The 21,902-nt window shown below is 61.5% G+C and carries 8 protein-coding genes and 2 pseudogenes; all 10 read right to left on the reverse strand.

What is annotated here, in order from left to right; translation table 11 throughout:
- Positions 1-297, reverse strand: a pseudogene (locus tag SOM61_RS24745) (hypothetical protein); the annotation flags it as partial.
- A 103-nt stretch (positions 298-400) separates the two neighbouring features.
- On the reverse strand, positions 401-1,039 hold the full coding sequence (locus SOM61_RS24750) for an RloB family protein (RefSeq protein ID WP_320476539.1): 639 nt from the start codon (positions 1,037-1,039) through the stop codon (positions 401-403).
- A complete protein-coding gene (locus tag SOM61_RS24755) occupies positions 1,040-2,305 on the reverse strand; it encodes an AAA family ATPase (RefSeq protein ID WP_320476540.1) in 1,266 nt (421 codons plus the stop codon).
- Positions 2,306-2,603: 298 nt separating this feature from the next.
- Complete coding sequence (gene dnaE, locus SOM61_RS24760; RefSeq protein WP_320476541.1) at positions 2,604-6,098, reverse strand: DNA polymerase III subunit alpha; 3,495 nt, start codon at positions 6,096-6,098, stop codon at positions 2,604-2,606.
- A 312-nt stretch (positions 6,099-6,410) separates the two neighbouring features.
- Positions 6,411-6,533: pseudogene (locus tag SOM61_RS26550) on the reverse strand (IS1595 family transposase); the annotation flags it as partial.
- A gap of 36 nt (positions 6,534-6,569) precedes the next feature.
- Positions 6,570-9,854 (reverse strand): DUF4214 domain-containing protein, encoded by a 3,285-nt coding sequence (locus tag SOM61_RS24765; RefSeq protein WP_320476542.1) that lies wholly within the window; start codon positions 9,852-9,854, stop codon positions 6,570-6,572.
- A gap of 70 nt (positions 9,855-9,924) precedes the next feature.
- Positions 9,925-13,776, reverse strand: coding sequence for a DUF4214 domain-containing protein (locus SOM61_RS24770; protein WP_320476543.1), 3,852 nt, complete (start codon positions 13,774-13,776; stop codon positions 9,925-9,927).
- 283 nt (positions 13,777-14,059) lie between these two features.
- The gene (locus SOM61_RS24775; protein WP_320476544.1) at positions 14,060-17,395 is read right to left on the reverse strand and encodes a DUF4214 domain-containing protein; all 3,336 of its coding nucleotides are present in this window, start codon (positions 17,393-17,395) and stop codon (positions 14,060-14,062) included.
- Between the two features lie 185 nt (positions 17,396-17,580).
- Positions 17,581-18,696, reverse strand: a complete 1,116-nt coding sequence (locus SOM61_RS24780) for an acyltransferase family protein (protein ID WP_320476545.1) — start codon at positions 18,694-18,696, stop codon at positions 17,581-17,583.
- Between the two features lie 96 nt (positions 18,697-18,792).
- Positions 18,793-21,714 carry an Ig-like domain-containing protein gene (locus tag SOM61_RS24785; RefSeq protein WP_320476546.1) on the reverse strand — a complete coding sequence of 974 codons (2,922 nt, stop codon included), beginning with the start codon at positions 21,712-21,714 and terminating at the stop codon, positions 18,793-18,795.
- Between the last annotated feature and the right edge of the window lie 188 nt (positions 21,715-21,902).

Below are 21,902 nucleotides of genomic sequence, written 5' to 3' on the forward strand. Positions count from 1 at the left end.
GTCCAGCGCCACGATCAGGATCTTGCCGCGCTGGGTCATCTGGGTGCGCACGCCGGTGATCACGCCGCACATCATGCGCGGGTCGCGCGACGGTTCCAGGTCTTTCAATTTGGTCTTGGCGAAGCGCCGCACCTCTTGCGCATACGAGTCGAACATATGGCCCGACAGGTAATAGCCGAGCGCGATCTTTTCTTCGGACAGCTTCTGGCGGTCGGTCCAGGGCGTGGCCTTGACGTACTCGGGCGGCGCCACGAGGTCGGAATCGTCGCCGCCGAACAGGCTGACCTGGTTGGCGGCGACCGAGCCGCCACTAGTTTCCAATGCAAATGCTGTCGGACAGATATTTCTCGTAAAAGCGAGGAAAACTGACTTAGCTAAAATAGGCTAATTCCAATCTTCTCTATGTCTTGCCCTTACCAACAGCCTTCGGAGTTCCTAGCTGCTCAAACCTATCTAGCAAAAAATGAAGTTTAGTACTTGGATTCGGTTCTCCCACATCCGCAGCCTCACGTTCTGCGCGAATGGCATTATCCTTGGCATCTTTTAATCTAGGGAGTAATTTTTCAAATAAGTCTAGATTATCACCCTTTTCGTAAAACGCCATCTCCTTTATACGCTTGAGCTCCCTCAGCATATTTTGCCCAGGGGACAGACCTTTGGCATTCGCATATGCCCTCCGACTGTACTTAAAGTGCAAATATAGCCAATATTCGAAACAAGGATACGAGACAATCATTTCAATTTTCGGCTGATTTCCCGCAAGGCGCATTGCCTCGTCAAATGTCGGATGCGTATCCCTATCAATTACACAATAAAGGTTGTCATATTTCGCTTGACGCTCAATTGCTTTTTCAACTATTCCTCTAGGGTCTGTATGACCAACATTCGCGACGTCAATAAGTGCATTAGCGCGAAAATGCACCTTTGCATCGTTCAAATATTTTTTCCCTGATGTCGTATCCTCACAGATAACCAAAACTTTAGGCTGCTGAACAAAACTGGCCTCACGTCGACGAAAAGAAGATGCGCCACGTCCCATTTATTCAGACCTTAAAATCGGCAAGCCGCGATAACGTCCCTCGAAGTAACGCTTCTCCACATCCTCATCTTCACGCCCCTCAAAATCATGGATTGAAAACAACTTTGTTGCTCCATTTTTATCTCGATCCGTTATCCATAATTGATCTCGTCGAAGCATTTTTGTATTCATAAGATGTGTATCATGGGTGGTGAAAATTAACTGCCCCTCACCAGGATTGCATAGATGTTTCTTAACAAGGTTCTCTACAAGCATAGGATGGAGGCTGCTATCTAATTCATCAACTATGATTGTTTTTTGCGGCAGAGCCAACCAAGGAAGATAAAAACCCATCAAACTTCGTGTCCCTTTTGACTCCTCATTGAAATCAAATTCTGTCTCACCTAGTTCTGTTCTGTGAGTTAAGGTCGTTTTATGCTTTACTGATCCATCAAATGCTTGTTGTAACGCTGTTTCTAAAGATTCCACCGAACTCGAATCAGAGTCGGAATCACGGTCTAAATCGTCATCATCCTTATCAATTTCAAACTCTATCTTTGTCACCGGGACATCAATCTCTTGGAGATAGGAGCTCATGTCCTTTACAAATTGAGGAAATTTTGTCCCTACGACCTGGATTGACCTACCAAGCGGAGCCAAATTATCACCAATAAATAAACTACCCGATTTTAGCCAACGATACGGAATTCTTAACTGCTGTAGTTCCTCACTGCTATTTTCGACCGCCTGAGATAAAAATAACGCGCGAGGCGGCGTTAGTTTTTTCCATACGTTATGTAATTCAGGCTCACCTTCTAAACCGACAATTCTGTAATTTTCAACTTCGCCATCATAAATTCTCTCATAAAGCATGATCTCTTTCCCTTTAGGAAAGCTTGTCAGCCTCTCTTCATAAATGCGACTTTCGGTAAGCGCAAGCTCAAAGTGATAACGGCATTTATTCTCAATGAAATGAAATTCAATACGCGTTGGCTGATCCAATAATTTCCTATCGAATCGAAAAGGTTTAACAGGCAGAGCTTTCTTATCAGAAATTCTCGCATGAATTACTCTACGAACAATGTCTAAAGCTTCTAACAAGTTTGACTTTCCAGAAGCGTTAGCGCCATATATAGCAGCTACTTTTAATAGTGCTGGTAATTTTTCGCCAGGCACATCAGGAACGAATACGCAGTTTTTTTTGCGGAGACGTGGGGCGGCAGCCATTGAGAAAGTCTGCCTCTCGCGGAAAGACTTGAAGTTCTCGACGGAAAATTCGATCAGCATGCGGAAATCTCGCAGTTCATAGTAAGTTATAGGCTTGATTATGACGCAAATTTACCGTTGGCGCAGTTTTTTTGCAAATCGCCACCATCTGCGCCTAGAGACAGCGCAAGATAGTTCAGTACACACGGTGGAAGCAAGATGCGGAAGTTGCCGTAAAAGCATTTTTTTCGGTTGAGTTTGCTCCGCCATAAGCATTTCTAGGTTGCCTGTCTCCACGCGTGGCAGACGTATACTTTTTATTAAAAAAGCGACTGTAATCTAGTAGCTCGATACATCGATGATGAATTACTTCTCGCGTTCAGTACTCGACCGCCACGTCCTTCGCCCCCAGCGTGAGCTCGAGCGCCTGCTTGAGCGTATCCGACGGCCCCACCCGCCACTCGTCACCCAATTGCACCACATACGGTATCCCGTTGGTCTCCAGCCGCAGGCTGACCGGCATCCCGTCCTGCACCCGATAGGGCTGCAGCACTTCGGCGATCTTCGCCGGATCGACAGTGGTAGCCAGGTCCATCTCGAGCTTGTGCCCGTACTGGATGCGCGAGGCCGCGATGTCGAACACCTTCTCGGCCGTGATGCGCAGGCCGCCGTTGAAGCGGTCTTCGGACACCTTGCCGACCACCAGCAGGAACTCGTCTTCCTTGAGGGCGTGCTTGTTGGCGTCGGCCACCTCGCTGTAGACGGTCACTTCATGCACGGCGGTCTTGTCGTCCAGCGCCACGATCAGGATCTTGCCGCGCTGGGTCATCTGGGTGCGCACGCCGGTGATCACGCCGCACATCATGCGCGGGTCGCGCGACGGCTCCAGATCCTTCAACTTGGTCTTGGCGAAGCGCCGCACTTCCTGCGCATACGAGTCGAACATATGGCCCGACAGGTAATAGCCGAGCGCGATCTTTTCTTCGGACAGCTTCTGGCGGTCGGTCCAGGGCGTGGCCTTGACGTACTCGGGCGGCGCCACGAGGTCGGAATCGTCGCCGCCGAACAGGCTGACCTGGTTGGCCGCTGCCGCCGCCTGGCCGGCCGCTTCCATCGCGAACGCCACCGACGCCAGCAACACGGCGCGGTCGACGCCGAAGGCGTCCATCGCCCCGGCGCGGATCAGCGATTCGATGGTGCGGCGGTTGATCTGCTTGCGATCGACCCGCTTGCAGAAATCGAACAGGTCCTTGAACTTGCCGCCTTCCTTGCGCGCAGCGATGATGGCCTCGATCGCGCCCTGCCCCGCGCCCTTCACGCCGCCCAGGCCGTAGCGGATATTGGTCACCTGCTTGCCGGTCTTGGACTTCGCTTCGCCTTCCGGGGTGAAGCGGAACTGCGATTCGTTGACGTCCGGCGGCAGGATCACGAGCTTGCAGATCTCCTTCGCATCCTCCACCAGGATCTTGATCTTCTCGGTGTCTTCCATCGCCAGCGACATATTGGCTGCCATGAACGCGGCGGTGTGGTGCACCTTCAAATACGCGGTGTGGTACGACAGCAGCGCGTAGGCGGCCGCGTGCGACTTGTTGAAGCCGTAGCCCGCGAATTTTTCCATCAAGTCGAAGATCTCATCGGCCTTGGCGGTAGTGAGGCCATCCTTGGCGGCGCCGGCGCGGAAGATCTCGCGGTGCTCGGCCATCTCTTCGGCTTTCTTTTTACCCATCGCGCGGCGCAGCATGTCGGCGCCGCCCAGCGAGTAGCCGCCCACGATCTGCGCCATCTGCATCACCTGCTCCTGGTAGACCATGATGCCGTAGGTCTCGGACAGGATGGACTCGGTGCGCGGATCGGGATAGTCGAACTTCTCGCCGTGCTTGCGCTTGCAGAAGTCGGGGATCAGGTCCATCGGGCCCGGACGGTACAAGGCCACCAGCGCGATGATGTCCTCGAAACGGTCGGGACGCGCGTCCTTCAGCATGCCCTGCATGCCGCGCGACTCCAGCTGGAAGATCGCGACGGTCTTGGCGTCACTGAGCAATTTGTACGAGAGGCGGTCGTCCAGCGGCAGCTTGGCCAGGTCGAATTCGCTCTCGGCCGGGTCGAGATCCTTGATGTAATTGACGGCGCGGTCGAGGATCGTCAAGGTGGTCAGGCCCAAAAAGTCGAACTTGACCAGGCCCACGGCCTCCACGTCGTCCTTGTCGTACTGCGACACCACGCCGGCGTCGCCGCCCTGGGTGTACAGCGGGCAGAAGTCGGTGAGTTTGCCCGGCGCAATCAAGACGCCCCCGGCGTGCATGCCGATGCCGCGCGTGATGCCCTCGACCTGCTGCGCCAGGTCGAGCAGCTGCTTGACCTCTTCCTCGTTTTCGAGACGCTCCTTGAGCATCGGTTCTTCCTCGATCGCCTCGGCGATCGAGACCGGTTTGCCCGGCTTGAACGGAATCAGCTTGGAGATGCCGTCGCAGAAGTTGTAGCCGAAGTCGAGCACGCGGCCGACGTCGCGGATCGCGCCCTTGGCCGCCATGGTGCCGAAGGTGGCGATCTGCGACACCGCGTCGCGGCCGTACAGGTCCTTCACGTGCTGGATCACCAGTTCGCGCTTTTCCTGGCAGAAGTCAATGTCGAAGTCGGGCATCGAGACGCGTTCGGGATTCAGGAAGCGCTCGAACAGCAGGTTGTACTTCAGCGGATCGAGGTCGGTAATCTTCAAGGCATACGCAACGAGGGAACCCGCACCCGAGCCGCGGCCCGGGCCGATCGGCACGCCGTTGTTCTTGCCCCACTGGATGAACTCCGCCACGATCAGGAAGTAGCCCGGGAACTTCATGTTGATGATCGTCTTGTTCTCGAAATCGAGGCGGGCTTCGTAGCGCGGACGCTCCTTTTCGCGCTGCGCCTCGTTCGGATACAGCTGGACCAGGCGCTCTTCAAGACCGCGTTTGGTCTCGGCGACCAGGAATTCGTCGATCGTCATGCCCGGGGTCGGGAAATTCGGCAGCTGCGGCTTGCCCAGGGTGAGCGTGACGTTGCAGCGCTTGGCGATTTCGACCGAATTGGCGAGCGCGCCCGGCAAGTCCTTGAACAGCTCGGCCATCTCGTCCTGCGACTTGAAGCACATATTCTCGTTGAAGCGGCGCACGCGCTTGGCATTGGCCAGCATCTCGCCTTCGGCGATACACACACGCGCTTCGTGGGCGATGAATTCGCTCTTGTCCAGGAACTGCACCGGGTGCGTCGCCACCACCGGCAGCCCCAGGCGGCCGGCCAGCGCCACCGAATGGCGCACCTGCTGCTCCTGGTTGGGCTGGCCGGCGCGCTGGATCTCGATGTAGAAGTGGCCCGGGAAGATTGTCGCCCAGCGCGCGGCATTGGCCTCGGCCTTTGCCAGGTCGCCGTTCTCGATCGCCTGGCCGACGTCGCCGAAATGGGCGCCCGACAGCACGATCAGGGCGTTATCCTGCGGCTCGTCGGGGTTCAATGTCGACACGGACGTGGCCAGCGCTTCCAGCCACTCGGTGCGCAGCTCGGCGCGGCCCTTGTGCTGGTTGGTGAGCCAGGCGCGCGCCAGCAGGTCGCACAGCTGCAGGTAGCCGGTGTGGTTCTTGGCCAGGATCAAGAGGCGATGCGGCTTGTCGCGGTTGTCGTCGTTGGTGATCCAGGCGTCGACCCCGACGATCGGCTTGATGCCCTTGCCGCGCGCCGCCTTGTAGAAACGCACCAGGCAGAAGGTATTGGCTAGGTCGGTCACGGCCAGCGCCGGCTGGTTGTCCTTGACGGCGGCCTTGACCAGGTCGTCGATGCGGACCAGGCCGTCGACGATGGAGTATTCGGAGTGGACGCGCAGATGGGTGAAAGTCGGGGAGGTCATCCCGGTATTTTACCGCGAGCCGGCTGGGCGCGGCATGTCGAGGGCGCTGCCCGGGGTCGCGCCGTGGCGATGCTGTCGGGGCTGGAAAAACGCCTGCCCGGTGACGGGCAGGCGGCGCATCCGCATCGCCTTTGCGGTCGGGTGCGCTGGCGCGTTGCCTCAGGGAGACATCATGCCGATCAGGTCGATCTGCTGGAAGCCCGGCACACCATCGCTGAAGGTGGCGAGCAGCGTGATTTCATCGGCGTCGTCGAGCGTCGACATCGTGGACGATCGCGGCGGGGTTGTTGGTTGCGATATTATTTACTGAGGTTTGGCGCACGCGCAGCGGCAAAACCGTTGCAAGTCCTTAGCCTGGCCATGATGGCAATACTCACAGGCGCAATCGGAGCAGCGCCACCCCTTTGACCGGATCTCGCCGATGAGGGACAGGAGCACGGTCCCGGCATTGCACCGGGACCGGCCAGACAATCAGCCTGGAATACCGATCAGCGTGATCTGCGAGATCTCGGGCACCCCTTGGGTGAACACGGCAATCAGCGTCACTTCGTTGGCGTCGACCACGCCGTTGTTGTCAGCGGACGTGTAGTGCAGCAGCGCGCCGCCCCTGCCTTCCAGGGCCTTCACCAGGATCAGCGCGCTGTCGTCCTTCTGTGCGCCAGTCACGTTCAGGTGGTTGTTCAGGTTCAGCAGTGTTGCCGATCCTGCGAGGTTCAGCTCATCGCTCACGAACGGGCCAAGGGTCTCGATAAACACCCCTTCGGTGGCACCGTCCACGACCACCTCGGCACCTGTTTTCCAGACGATCTCGTCGCTGAAGTCCTTGTTGACCTTCGTCGCCGCCTGGCCCGCGAGGGTGATGTGGTCGTCGTCGCCAAAGCGCACGATCAGGTCGTGCGATGCGGAATCGAAACGCTCGTAATGAAGGTCCACGGTGCCATGACCGGCCAGCACCGCGTCGTGGCCCTTGCCAGTGATGAGCACCGTGCTGGCGTTGCCCGGCTCATACAGCATGCTGTTGGCACTGCCGCTGGCATTGACCAGCCTGCCGTCGAGCGATATCGCCCCTTTGAGCTCGAAGCCTTGCTGGACGACCGTGCCATCGACGCCGCCGGCGAACCGGGTGCTGCCGGCGCCGAACACGCCAACCTCGGTCGCGAAAGTGCCTTCGGTCCACTTGAGTTCATAGACGCCCGCAACCAGCACCTTGTTCAGGGTCAGGCGGCCCTCGATATCGACACCAAAATTGCTGCCATCGAGGTAGCCCGAGGTCGGATCAGCGCCAGGACGCAGGTCGGTCAATTGCAAGCCGCTGGCATCCAGCAAGCCGTTGCCGGTATTGGCCAGCACGACGTCGGCCGGGATGCCGGAAAAGGAAAACTTGCTCCACTGGGCCGAGAAGTCGAACTGGGTGCCGGTATGGATCGAGGCCATCTCACCCGGCGGAACCGGCGCGGCCGCCAGCGTCAGCGTGCCGGCCACGGCATCGATTTTCAGTGCCAGATCCGGGCCGCTGTAGCCGGCCAGCAGGATACTGTTGATGCCGTTACCGTCGGTCCACTGCAGCATATAGTCCTCGCCGCTCGCATCGTGCAGGAAGCGGCCGTTGATGTTGCTGCCGCGCGCCAGTGCGGTTGCGCCGAGCAGGTAGCCGCTCAGCAGTTCATCGCTGACCTCGGGCGGCGTATCGCGGAAGATGGTCCCGATGTGGAATACGTCGCCCACTTCGGCGCCGACGATGCGGTCGAGCTCCGGGATCTTGTCGCCCGACACGATGCCGCCGATATGGGTGTCGCCCGCCTCATACAGCAGGCGGCTGGCCTTGCCGTCGGCTAGCATGATGATCGTATCGGCGCCGCTGCCGCCCGCGATGAAGTCGCTTCCGCCGCCGCCCACGATCTCGTCGTAGCCGTCGCCGCCGATCAGGTAGTCGTCGCCGGCGGTGCCGATCAGGAGATCGTCGCCGTCGAAGCCCCACTGGTGGGTGGCGCCCGACATCATGTCGCCGGAGGTGGTGCCGAGGAAGTAGCTGCGTCCGCTGGCGTCCGCCACTGGCGTGCCGCCGCCGACCGGCGTCACCTGCAGGGTTCCGGAGGACTGGCTCTGCTGCTGGCCGACATAGAAGGAGCCCTTGATGGCGCCGCCGCCTTGCTCGGTCGAGAACAGCGGGGACGGCCCCAGCGCCAGCGAGCCGGCGATCGGGCTGGTGATGGTCAGGCCATCGAGCGTGGGCGTGACCGTCAGGTCGGCCGAAGCCGGGCCGTCGATGTCCCATTCCTGGTAATCGCCGACGTTGCCGGCGGCGTCGATCACGCGCAGCTCGATTGTCTGGTCGGCTTCCGACAGGTCGATGCCCTGCAGCGTGAAGGTGCCAGTGCTGTTCGCCTGCGGAGCGTCAACCCAGGTCTCGGCGCCCTTGATGCGCCACTGGACGACGCCGTCGCTGGTGTCGTCGATGCTGAAGGTGACTTCGACGATCTCATCGTCAGTCTTGAGCACGCCGTCAACGCCCTGGCCGATGCGCACAAAGCCCAGCTGGCCGTGCGGGTCGGTAACGTCGAGCAGGATCTCCTGCTTGAAAGGGGTGCCGACGGTGCCGCCACTGGGGGCGGCCACGCGCAGCTCCACGGTCAGCAGATGGTCGGGCATCGGCTCGCGTGCGCCGGCGCGGTATTCGCCTACCGGTTCGCCCATCGTCAGGTCGACGTCTTCGAGCACGATGATGCCGTTGACCGGCGCGATGTCGGTCCACTCGGCGCTGCCCTCGTGGCGGTACTGGATCTTCTGGCCCGGCTGCAGGGCGCCGCTGACGCTGAAGCGGATGTCGACGGTCGTTTCGTTGGTGACGTGGTCGTTCGGCGCGCGGTCGTCCGGATCATGGGTGACGCCTTCGAAGGTGAAGGTCACGCCCTTCGGCGGAGTCGGCGTCGGTGTCGGGCCCGGCGGATACACGACGTCGATCGCGGCGGTCAGGCCGCCCTGGGCCAGCGCGTTGACGACATCCTGCAGGGTGGCGCTGGCCGGCATTACCTTCAGCACCTGGGCCATGCCGCCGCCGCGCAGGAGCGACTCCAGCGTGGCGGGGCTGCCGGCGGCGGCTTGCGCCACATCGGCCAGGGCCTGGGCCAGGACCACCGGATCGGCCTTGCCGCGTGCGGTGTCGAACAGCGCCAGCAGGTTGCTGCCGGTGGCGATCGCATCGATCACGGCCGGGTTGTGCGAGGCGATATCGGCGAAGGCGACGGTCGCTTTCACCAGCTGCTCGATGTCGGCCTGCGAGGCGCCAGACGTCACGGCGCGCACCAGCACGCGCGCCGCTTCGATGGAAGAGTAACCGGCGTAGTCGCTGCCGGACGTCTCCACCAGGGTGGTGAAGGCATCCACCGCCTGCTGGCGCAGGTCGAGCAAACCCTTGTCGGTGCCCTGGGCGCCCTTCAGGATCTCGACGGCGACGTCGGCCAGCGAGGCATGGCCTTGCGCGACCACCTCGGCCCAGTAGTCCACGCCGCTCTGTTCAGGCGTTCGGTTGAATAGCTGCTGGTAGATCTCGGCGATGCGCTCGGCCGGCGTGTCGTCGCCGAAGCGCAACTGCGCTTCACGCGACGTGGCGAAGGCATCGATGATCGCCCGATGATCGCCATCGCTATTGGCCAGGTGCCCGGCCCAGAACTTCAGGCCGGCAGGGTCGGCCGGACGGCCATAGAAGGCGAGGTAGAGAGAATTTACCGCGGATTCGTGGGTGGAGAGCGTGGTCATGAAATTGTCGATGAGTTGAAGAGGTGGTGGTTCATCGGTCCCGCTGCCGGAGCAGCGGGGTTGGGCGCCATCAGGGGGTCTGGCCGTAGTAGGTGCCGACCACATTGATCTCGTCCATGAGCGGCACGCCGTCGAAGAAGGTCGCGATGACCTGCACCTCGCCGCCATTGATGACGCCGTTGCCATCGCTATCGCTGTAGTGCAGCAGGATGGCGCTGTCGGCGGCCGTGTCGCGCGCCAGGATCACGAGGTCGCGCTTGGTCAGCATTGTCACGTCCAGCGCGCGCAGTGTCGCCAGCGTCGCCGAATCGTCGTTATCGAGTTCGCTGGTGACGATCACGCCGTCGATATCGATGGCAATGCCCTCATGGTGCGCCTCGAGCGTACCGGACCACGCCCAGTCGAGCGCGCCATTCTGGTCCTTGTCGATGGTGGTTTCCGCCACTCCCTGGAACAATAGCTGGTCATCGCCGCCAAAGCCGATCAGCATGTCTTGCGCGCTGCTGTCGATACGTCCGTAGCGGATGTCCATCTGAACACCACCACCCGCAAGGATCACGTCCTGCTGCGTGCCGGTGGTCAGTTGGACCGCGGTGCCGTAGGCGCCGTACATCTTGCTGACATTGCTGCCGGCATCGTTCAGGGTGTAATTGATAGGCAAGAACGTGGGGACGCTGAATCCGTCCTGGACGATGTTGCCGGCGACGCCGCCTGCGAACATGATATCGCCCGCCGCGAGGTAGCCGCTGTCGGTCGCGAACGTATCCTTGTTGAAGCTCATATTGTAGACGCCTGCCTCGAGCGCGCGGCCGAAGTGCATGTTTCCATCGATGCCGATGCCGAAGCCAGGACCGCTGGTGTAGTCGCTGTCGGCCTGGGTGCTGGTCAGGGCATTCTCCAGCCAGAAATCCTGTCCCGCGAGCAGGCCATTGCCGACACCCGAATGCACGATCCCGTCGGGCATGCCGTCCAGGTAGAAGCCGCTGTCGGTGGCGCTGAAGCTGTAGGTGATGCTCTTGTAGGTCGATGCCACCGGTCCGTCGACCAGCGTCAGCGTGCCGCGCCCGGCATCGATGGCCAGGTCCAGCGCATGTCCGGCATAGTCCTTGAAGTAGATGCTGTTGATCGCCGTGCCGTCGGTCCACTGGACCAGGAACGATGTGCCGTCCGGGTTGACGTTGAAGCGGCTGTCGCCCGAGCTGCGCACGACCGATACCTGGCCGGCTGCGGCGCTGGTCAGCAGCGTATCGCCGACGGTCGAGGCGCCATGCAGGATGTCGCCGACCTGGATCACGTCGCCCGCTTCCGCCCCGAAGATGAAGTCCATGCCGTTGAAGTAATCGCCGGAGACGACCACGGTGCTGCGGGTATCGCCTGCTTCGTATACGAGGGTGCTGCCCTTGCCGTCGACTTCCAGGTAGATGGCATCGGATTCGGCGCCGCCCGAGATGACGTCGCTGCCGCCCATCGAGTAGATCGTATCGTTGTCGGCGCCGCCGCTGATGTAATCGTCCCCGGCCGTGCCTTCCAGGTGGTCATAACCCTGGAAGCCCCACAGATAGCTGCCCTGCGGCCCATCCGCATCGGCGTCGCCCAGATGGTAGACGCGGCCGCTCGGGTCTTGCAGCACCTGGCCGTCGGCCGTCCTGACGGTCAGGACGCCGCTGCGGGCCAGTTCCTGCTGGCCCACCAGGACGGTGCCAACGATCGCCTGCGTGGTCTCGTGGGTCGATTCGACCGGCACCCCGCCAATCTCGATCGTGCCCGCCGTCGAACTGGTGACGCGCAGGCCCTGCGGCGTCATCTCGACCGAGATGCCGATGGGGCCGTCAATGACGACACTGTCCTCGAAGCCGACATTACCGGCGGCGTCGATCACGCGCAGCTCGATGGTCTGGTCGGCTTCCGACAGGTCGATACCCTGCAGCGTGAAGTGGCCGTTGCTGTTCGCCTGCGGGGCGTCGACCCAGGTATCGCTGCCCTTGACGCGCCACTGGACGATGCCATCGTCCTTGTGCGCGACGCCGAAGGTCAGGTCGACTTTGTCCTGGTCGGTCTTGAGCACGCCATCGAGTTCGCCCTCGATGCGCTGGAAGCTCAGGATTTCGGTCGGCGGGGTGTCGTCGAACGTGAATTCCAGCTTGTTCGACGCCGCGCTGGCATTGCCGGCGTAATTGATCTGACGCACCAGGAGTGCGCCAGTGGCGATGTCCAGCGCGCCCAGGTCGAGCTGGGCCTCCACGCCGTCCTTGGTGACGCCACCGAACTTCCAGGTCTTGCCGTCGTCGACCGAATATTCCCAGCCGGTCAGCGATGGTTCGCCGAGTCCTTCGATGATCACGGTGCCATCGCTGGTGACGCCATCTTTATCGTCGATGCCGGTATCGTCGGCCAGGCGGATCGTCAGCGCATCCGGCGTTTCGCGGTTGAGATTGAACTGCATTTCCTTCGCCTCGCTTGCATTGCCGGCGGCATCGAGCTGGCGGACCCGGACCGTGTGCATGCCGTCTTGCAGCGCCGGCAAGCTGGTCGTCCAGGTCGCCATATTGGCGCCAGGAGACATGTACAGATACTGTACGACCGCGCCTTGCTCCAGGCCATCGATCGCGAAACCGACGACGTTGGTGTTGCCAGTGCCAAGTCCACCGAAATGGCTGGCGGTCGCATTCACAAGTGCGACGTCCGGCATCTCGGCAAAACGGTCGAGCACGAGCGTTTCGGTGGCCGACAGGATTTCCTGCTTGTCAGCGCCGACCAGGCGCAGCTGCACCGTGGTCAGGACGTCCTCGACCGGGCCGGCTTCCATGATGCCCATGCGCGGCGGCGGTGGCGGCAGGTCTTGCGCACCGATGGTCAGGTCGACGTCCTGGAGCACGATGACGCCGCGCACGGAGGTATCGATGCCAGTGCTGATCCAGTGCTTGCCGCCATCGATGGTGTACTGGAAGCTCTGGCCGGCCTTGATGGCGCCGTCGTAGGTGAACTTGACGTCGGCGCTTTCGACCTTGGTGACGTGGTCCTTGAGATCGCGGTCGCCGGTGCCGGATTCCACGCTGTCGAACTTGAGCGACGATACCGGCGCCGATGGCGACGGGGTCGCCGGGCTGCTCGGATACACGACCTCGATTGCGGCCGGCAGGCCGCCGCGGGCCAGCGCCTCGACCACGTCCTGCAAGGTGGCATCGGCCGGCATCACCTTCAGCACCTGGGCCATGCCGCCGCCGCGCAGCAGCGACTCCAGCGTGGCCGGGCTGCCGGCGGCAGCTGCCGCCACATCGGCCAGGGCCTGGGCCAGGATCACCGGATCGGCCTTGCCGCGTGCGGTGTCGAACAGCGCCAGCAGGTTGCTGCCGGTGGCGATCGCATCGATCACGGCCGGGTTGTGCGAGGCGATATCGGCGAAGGCGACGGTCGCTTTGACCAGCTGCGCGATGTCCGCCTGCGACGCATCATGCGTCACGGCGCGCACCAGCACGCGCGCGGCTTCGATGGAGGAATAACCGGCGTAGTTACTGCCCGACGTTTCCACCAGGGTGGTGAAGGCATCCACCGCCTGCTGGCGCAGCTCGAGCAGGCCTTTGTCGGTGCCCTGGGCGCCTTTCAGGATCTCGATCGCGACGTCGGCCAGCGAGGCCTGGCCTTGGGCGACCACCTCGGCCCAGTAGTCCACGCCGCTCTGTTCAGGCGTGCGGTTGAATAGCTGCTGGTAGATCTCGGCGATGCGTTCGGCCGGCGTGTCGTCGCCAAAACGCACCTGCGCTTCGCGCGAGGTGGCGAAGGCATCGATGATGGCGCGGTGGTCGCCGTTGCTGTTAGCCAGCTGCTCGGCCCAGAATGTCAGGCCGGCAGGGTCGGCCGGACGGCCGTAGAAGGCGAGGTAGAAGGAATTAACCGTGGATTCGTAGGACGTCAGTTCGTTCATAGTCGATATCAATTAATTATGGATGGTATTTGCCAAGCATAATTAGTATGTATCGAAATGTAATTGCGAAACGGAAATATTTTTTGCTTTTATCGATTTTGTAGGTTTTTTCCTACAAAGAAATAGCAAAAAATTATGTATTCATTTGGACCCGTCTTGTCAAAAGCAAAATGACTGCGCAGTCTCAGTAACAGATCCAGACAAGACGAAAGAATGTCAGCGCATAAAAAAGCCCTGCCGGCGTCATCCCAGCAGGGCTCTCGTGTCAGCCGATGGCTGTCGCTCAGCCTTCGATGCCGCCCCCGATCTGGGTGCCGACGAGTTCGATGTTGCCGGTCGAGATCATGCCATCCGCGAACATGGCAATCGTCGTCAATTCCGACGCATCGATCTTGCCGTTATTGTCCATGTTCTGGTACAGGAACAGGACGTTGCTGTCGCCGCGATCGCCGTTGGCCAGGATGAGCAGATGCTCATTCAGCGCGATATTGTCGACATTGAGCTTGAGATTGAGTTCCTCGAACAGATTGCCGCTGTATGGTCCCCAGCCGCCGTAAGGCGTGCCGATCGTGACGTAGCCGTTGACGGTGACGGTCGCGCCTTCGGTCGTCGCGAAAATGTCCTCGCCCTCATGTACCCAGGCAATGTCGTCGTTGTTATCCTTGCGCAACGCGGCGGCAAGCGCGCCGTCGAGCAGCACCGTGTCGCCCTTGTCGAAACCGAAGATCAGGTCTTGCGCGCGGTCATCGATACGGTCGTAGACAACGGTCACGTCGCTGCCCTGGTCGACGATGACGTCGTTGCCGGCGCCGGTGTCGATACGGACAGGGCCCATGGCATTGGTGATGAAGCCGTCGTTGCCGAGGGAATCATCGCGCGCCACGTCGCTGTTGACGATTTCTGGCGCCTTGTCCAGCACAAAGCCGCGATGCGAGAAGGTTCCATTCTCGCCGCCTGCGAAATACACTTCGTCCGCATTCACGAAGCCATTCGTGGTCTGGAAGGTGTCGTTCGCCCAGCTCATCTTGAACAGGCCGGCCGACAGCGCCGTCTTGAACTCCAGGGTGCTGCCTTGCTGGATCTTTTCCATGCCAGGCAGGGCATCGTAGCCCGGCAGTGCCTTGGCGACGCCGGTGCTGAAGTCCTCGAGCCTGAACGTGTCCAGGTTGGCAATGTTCGTGATGTAGCCATCCTTGAGGCGGATGTCCGCCAGGCTGGTGCCGGCTGCAAGGTTGAGATAGAGATCATCGAACTGCGCGTTGATGACCGGCTTGAGTGCGAAGGTAGAGCCGCCCGAATAGGCGAACAGGTTCGGCGTCGTGGTGCCGAAATTGTGCAGGATGGTGCTGTTGACCTTGCCGCCACTGCTCCACTGGACCATGTAGTCGTCGTCGCTCGCGCTCGCCCCCTTGATGAAGACACCGCCGTCGTCCGAACCGCGCACGATGGCGTACTCGTTGGGGTTGCCGCCTGCGCTCAGGTAATCGGTCCTGAGTACTGGCGTCTGACCGAACATGATATCGATACGCAGCTCATCGCCCACGCCAAAATTGCTGATCTTGTCGATGGCGGCAGTGCTGGTGTTGTCGACGAACGGCACATCGGCATCGCCCAGTTCGTACTGCACAGTGTCCGAGACCTCATCCGTGCCGAGATCGATCAGGTCGCCGCCCTTGCCGCCAATGATCAGGTCGCGACCAGCTCCGCCCGTGATCGTGTCATTGCCCTCGCCGCCAAACAGATTGGTCTTGCTACCGATGCCGATGATGACGTCGTCGCCGCCGAAGCCCCAAACGACCGATCCGGAGATGGTGTCTGCTGCCTTGGTGCCAAGATTGAGGACATAGCCGGCAATCTGGGGAGGGGTAACGGGCGCGCCGCCGGTAGGCGTAAACTCGAACGTGCCCTTGGCGCCAGTTTCCTGTTCGCCGACGGTATAGACCACGAAGCCGCCTTCATTCGGGGCCTGGACTGCCGTCAGGGTCGTCGACTTGTTGCCGTCGACCAGCTTCGACGTGCCCTCCAGCGTGGAGCCAACGATCAAGCCATCGCTCCTTGGCACGACCAGCACATTCGGTGGCAACACGACGCCGGCCGGGCCATCGATGAGCGTTGCAACGAATTCGTTGGCATTGCCCGCGTTATCGGTCACCCGCACCTGGACGGTCTGGTCGGCCTTGCTCAGGTCGACGCCCGGAATGGTCACGCTGCCGTCCTTGACGTATCGACTATCGAGTGCGATCCACGCCTGGCTGCCCTGCATGCGGTATTCGACGAAGTCGCCGGCGCCCAGTTCGCCCGTCAGCGCGAAGTCGACATTGACGACCGTGGCGGTCGTGGTGTTGCCGCTATCCTTGCCGTCGATGCCGACGAAGACCAGCGATGCATTCGGCGCCGCGCTGTCGAACACGACCTCTTTGGTGACGCCGGCAAGCTGGCGGTCGCCCTCCATGGCGCGCAGCTGGATCTTGGTCGTGACGTTAGCCGGCGTGATCAGTTCCTGAGTCGATACATTACCAACAAGGGTTGCATGGCCCTTTCCGCCAAGGTAGAGCTCCTGAATGGTGACGGTATTGGCGACGGTATCTTCCAGCATACCCTGGTCGATCCACGATGCGCCGCCATCGATGCTGTACTCGAAGTGCTGGCCCTTGACCAGATCCGGACCGGTGTACTTGAATTTGACGTTGGCGTACGCGAGGTTGGTCGTATTGTCGAGCACATGGTCTTGCTCGCTCTGGTCGATGCTGTCGAACGACAGCTTCATCCCGGCAGGCGCCGGCGTGCCTGGCGCGGTTGGCGCGGTCGGATACACCACTTCGACCGCGGCTGGCAGGCCGCCTTCGGCCAGGGCCTTGACCACGTCCTTCAGGCTGGCCGCGGCCGGCATCACCTTGAGCACCTTGTCCATGCCGCCGCCGCGCAGCAGCGATTCTAGCGTGACCGGGTCGCCGGCGGCGGCCTTGGCGGTGTCGGCCAGCGCCTGGGCCAGCGCAACCGGATCGCCCTTGCCGCGCGTGGTGTCGAACAGCGCCAGCAGCGTCGTGTTGACGGCGATCGCTTCGACTACTTGCGGGGTCTTGGTGGCGGTATCGGCGAACGAGACTGCCGCCTTGACCAGCTGCACCAGGTCGGTGGTGGTGGCGTCCGCGGTCACGGCGCGCACCAGGATGCGGGCAGCCTCGATCGAGGCGTAGCCAGCGTACTGGCTACCGGTCGCTTCGACTTGCGCGGTGAATTCGTCGACCGCCTGCTGGCGCAGCGCGGACAGGGTCGCGTCGCTGCCACGAGCGCCGTTGAGGATGGCGATCGACACGTCGGCCAGCGAAGCGTTGCCCTGCTCGACCACGTCGGTCCAGTAGGCCAGTCCGTCGGCGTCCATCGTCCGGTTAAACAGCTGCTGGTAAATTTCGCCGATGCGGTCACCCAGTGAGTCGGTGCCAAAGCGCACTTGCGCTTCCTCCGACACAGCGAAGGCCTGGGTGATGGCACCTAGGTCGCCGTTATTCGCAGCGAGCTGCTGGGACCAGAATTTGAGGCCGGCAGGATCGGCAGGCCGGCCATAGAAGGCCAGGTAGAAGGAATTGACCGTCGAATCGTGAATGCTGAGTGTGCTCATGGTTTATAGAATGTGGACCAGGCGAAAATTGCCGAGAGCCAAGTATCCATGCACCTGAGATTACAAACACACACATTTTTACTGCTTCTATCGTTTTGTCGTATTTTACCGACGTTCTCTGAGCTTTTTTATATCCTACTTGAGCGATATCGACGATTAATCAGCAAATATCGAAAACCAACACATCATTCCTGACGAGCCGACGCCAGTTCTTTTTTGGCAGTCGCGCCGTAGCGGCGGCGCATGCGCAAGAACGGCTCTTCGATGACGTGGTAGCTGAGCGTCGCCAGCGCCCACGTTGTCGCATAGGTGACGACAATCATGAACAGGGCGTCGAGCCAGCCAATGGCGAACGGCCGCACCGCCCCGACCTGGGTGGCCAGCAGGTGCAACAGCGCCATGTGCAGCAGGTAGAACGAGAAGCTGATCTTGCCGCCATGCGTGAGCACGCGCTCCACCACGCCCGGCAGGCGCGGCCGGAAGGCGGTCCAGCCGAGGATCAGCAGCGCCCAGCCCGCGCTCTCGAGCAGTGACCAGCCGATCCAGAACGGGGAGTGCGGCACGCTGCCGAAACTTGCCAGCCGGTGCATCAGCGCCGTATCCCACATCACCAGCGCGATCGACGCCGGCACCAGCAAGGGCGCGATGCGCTGCAGGAGCGCGCCGTGGCGCGCGTACACCATGGCGGCGATCATGCCGATGATGAACTGGTCGAAGCGGCCGACGAAGGTGCTGAAATACATCAGCGTGCTGTTGGTGTTGACGGTGAACGCCGCCGCCTTGAAAAACAGCAGCAGCACCAGCCATCCCGCCAGGTAGCGGATGCCGCTTTCCATGGCGAAGCGCGCCAGGAACGGGAAGACCAGATAGAACAAGAACTCGAGCGAAATGGTCCATGCCGCACCGGTGATCGGCGTGCCGGACGTGGGCGCCAGCCCGAGGTTGGTGGCGAACACGTACAGCAGGTCGGCCGGCTGGAACTTGTCGCGTCCGATCGAGGTGGCGACCAGGAAGATCACCAGGTACAGCGGCATGATGCGCAGCAGGCGGTTGCGCAAAAAGTCGGCATACACGATCTGACGCTGGTGCAGCGCGATCAGCATGAACAGGAAGCCCGACAGCGTGAAGAACAGCCCCACGCCGGTATGGCCTTCGATGATCAGCGCCGCCCATGGCGAGCTCAGGCCAGTGCCGCCGAGGCCGCGGTATTCGAGGTGGAAGTGAAACAGGAACACGAGCGTGGCCGCCAGCCAGCGCAACTGGTCGATCCGTGGGTTGTACCCGATGTTCAGCGACTGCATGCTGTGCCCCGTTATCAAAGGCAAGCATTGTAGCGTTACCGCCTTGAAATAGTCAGGTATTTGCCGGCCGTTGTGCGGCCGGCAAAGATTACATCGTCAGACGGCGAAGTCCCACTGCGCCGCATCCAGCTGATGGCCCACGATCTCGGCTGAGTGCACCAGTTCGTTGGCCACCTGCTGCAGCGACATGCCGTTCTCCATGTGCTCGACCCAATAGGCCAGGCCGCCGGTGTCGGCGGTGCGGTCGAACACCGCGCGGTACAGCAGGCCGATGTCGTGCGTGGCATCGCCATCGAGCGCGCCGAAGCGGGCCACGCCTTCGGCCGAGGCCAGCAGCTCGAGCGCGACGCCGCCCAGGCTCAGGCCCGCCTCGCCGGCGCCGGCCCAGTAAGCGAAACCGTCGGCGTCGGCCTGGCGGCCCAGCACGTCCTGGTACAGGCCGGCCAGGGTGTGCAACGCGGCATCGGCCTCGACCTTGAGCACGCCGTCGCTGAAGCGCAGGGATTCGACGTTGACCACCTTGGCTACCTGGTCCGGCGCGGCCTTGCTGCTCACCAGGGTGTAGCCGCCATGGTGCGCGATGGTGTAGTCGGCGGCGGCGCCGGCGAAGGCAGCGGTGTCGAGACCGGCTCCGCCGTGCAGCAGCGTCGTCGTGACCGCCTCGCTGATGACTGTCGCCGTGGTCGAGACCGTGGCGGCACGCACCGCGGCGGAGGTGGCGCTGCCGAAGTCGATGGTCAGCAGGTCGGCGCCGCCGCCGGCGAACACCGTGCTGCCGTTGCTGCCGACGGTGAAGCCTTGTGCGGCGTTATCGCCGGACAGGATCACCTTGGTGCCGCCGCCATGCACATTGATCGCGCCGATGATTGCGGCGAAATCGATATTGCTCAGGTTGACGCCGGTTGCGGCCGGCGCCGCAGCGCCGTCCACCACCACGGCGATCTGCTGGCCGCCGCCGATACCGACCAGGTCGATCGCGCTGCTGGACGCCGTGATGCCTTTCAGCGACACCGTTTCGACCACCAGCGACTGGGCGATCGCCAGGCTGTCCAGGTACCGCTCGCCGTTCGCGATCATCTTGGCGATGTTGGCGACCTCATTGGTCTTGTTGGCGGCTTCGATCATGCCGATCAGCGTCTTGAGGGAGGTGTCCGTGCCGCTAACCAGGCCGCCGCTGGCGCTCAGGCCCAGGCCCACGTCGAGATTCGCGGTCAACAGCGCCTTGCCGCCACTGCTGACCAGGGAAATGTCGGATGCGCCGGTCTGGCCGGTGCTCACGATCGGCACATTGATTTCCCGGCCGATCGCGCCGCCAGGCAGCGTGACCGGCTTGACCGACACCTGCACGCTATTGTCGACGACCGGCGGAGTCGGCGTCGGCGTCGGGCTGACCGCGCGCTCGACCGTTAATTCCAGCGCTTCGCTGGCTTGCGACACATTGCCGGCGGCGTCGAACTGGACGGCGGTCAGCGTGTGCTTGCCGACGGCCAGCGTGTCGGTCTTGACGCTCCAGACGCCCTCTTCGTTCGCCTTCGTGCTGGCCACCAGCTTGCCGTCGGCGTAGATGGCGACCCGCCCATAGGCGTCGGCGCCGTGCCCGTTCAGGGTCGGAGCGGTGACGTTGGTGATGTTGTCGCCCACCGTGCCGCTGTCGCTGGCCTCGGCCAGCGCAGGCGCATGCGGGGCGTCCGGGTTGACGGTATCGATTTCGACCCGGACGATGCCGCTCTTGAGGACCACCGGCTGGTTTTCCACACCCTGGCCCATCGCCAGCACTTGCGCATGAATCTTGTAGTTGCCGTCTTTCAGCGGCTGGCGGTCTTCCGGATCGAGGGTCATGTTGTCGCCGATCCGGATGGACCAGTTGCCGTCCCCGTTGGCGCTGCCGACGGCGAGCAGCTTGCCGGTGCTGTCCAGCAGGCTGACGGCGGCGTTCGCCGCCGCGGTGCCAGTGAACGTGGGGTTGACGTCGTTGGTGATGCCGTCGTCCTTCACGCCCGAATCGCTGTCCTCGCTCAGCACCGGGGTGCTTGGGCGGCCGCTCTTGACCGTGAACGCGATCGGCGCGCTGGCCGCCGATTCGTTGCCGGCCACGTCGACCTGCCTGGCCGTCAGGCTGTAGGGGCCGTCTTGCAGTTCGGTGGTGGTGATTTTCCAGTCGCCTTGCGAGTTGGCGACCGCTTCGCCGACCTTCTTGTCGCCGTTGTACAGGGTGACGGTGGCGCCCTTCTCGGCCGTGCCGGTGATGTCCGGGGTGAAGTCGGACGTCACCTTGTCGGCAGGATCGCCGATGGCATAGGTGCTGTCGAGCCCGATCTCGGCCGGCGCATCGGCCTTGGTGTCCACGGTGAAGGTGAAACTGGTGCCGGCGTCGTCGCTGTTCGTCAACTTGACGGTCACGGTGTGCTCGCCGTCGTCCAGGTCGGGCAGCGCGACCGAGTAATAGCCTTCGGCATTGCTGTCGACCGTCGCGAATGCCACGCTGGCGTCGTCGAGATACACGTCCAGCTCGACCGATGCTTCGGCGAAGCCTTCCAGCGCCGGCGAGCTCAGCTTGGTGGTGGCGTCGCCTTTGACGCCGGTATCGCTACTGGCGGCGAACTGCAGGGTGTTGGTTTGCAGGACGATGTCGTCGAGGCTGAAATAGAAGCTTCCTTGGGTAGGCTTGATCAGGCTGACCGCCGACACGTTTTTCCATTCCGCGTTGAACGTCAGCGTGCCGTCTTCCGGTGAAAACTGAACCGAACCGAAAGGATCGTTGAGGGCCGTATTGAATGTCTTCGAGGCGATTGGAGACCCGTTCGAGTCATATCCTATGACCTTGACGTCGGCCATCAAGCTCTGGGGTACGATCAACTTGAGGGACTTGATGCCGAAGCTGCTGCCATCCTGGGCCGAGATGCGCACGCCCGAATCCTCCGCGGCCTGATTCAATGAAATCGACAAATACTTGTTACCCTGGTCTTCGTCGATATAGCTCGAGCTGTCGTAGCCGCTACCGATATGTGAGAACAGCAAGGTGCCGTATGGCGTTCCGTTCTTCGATAACGAATTGGAATTTGTAACGGACAGGTCGTCGAAATCAAGGGAAGCTGGTTTGGGAGCGGTCATGTCGGTAAGTCGGCAAAAAATTGAGTCGCGGCAGGATTGCATCGCTCGCTGAGTATAGGTGTCAGATATTTATTGCGAACAGGCAATTTACCGTT

Source organism: Massilia sp. CFBP9012 (genome assembly GCF_034045115.1).
In the GTDB taxonomy this organism is placed as follows: Bacteria; Pseudomonadota; Gammaproteobacteria; order Burkholderiales; family Burkholderiaceae_D; genus Telluria.

Coding starts and splice junctions, on each gene's coding strand:
- SOM61_RS24770 (WP_320476543.1), bottom strand. CDS start 13,776: ATGAACGAACTGACGTCCTACGAATCCACGGTTAATTCCTTCTACCTC.
- SOM61_RS24750 (WP_320476539.1), bottom strand. CDS start 1,039: ATGGGACGTGGCGCATCTTCTTTTCGTCGACGTGAGGCCAGTTTTGTT.
- SOM61_RS24780 (WP_320476545.1), bottom strand. CDS start 18,696: ATGCAGTCGCTGAACATCGGGTACAACCCACGGATCGACCAGTTGCGC.
- dnaE (WP_320476541.1), bottom strand. CDS start 6,098: ATGACCTCCCCGACTTTCACCCATCTGCGCGTCCACTCCGAATACTCC.
- SOM61_RS24755 (WP_320476540.1), bottom strand. CDS start 2,305: ATGCTGATCGAATTTTCCGTCGAGAACTTCAAGTCTTTCCGCGAGAGG.
- SOM61_RS24775 (WP_320476544.1), bottom strand. CDS start 17,395: ATGAGCACACTCAGCATTCACGATTCGACGGTCAATTCCTTCTACCTG.
- SOM61_RS24765 (WP_320476542.1), bottom strand. CDS start 9,854: ATGACCACGCTCTCCACCCACGAATCCGCGGTAAATTCTCTCTACCTC.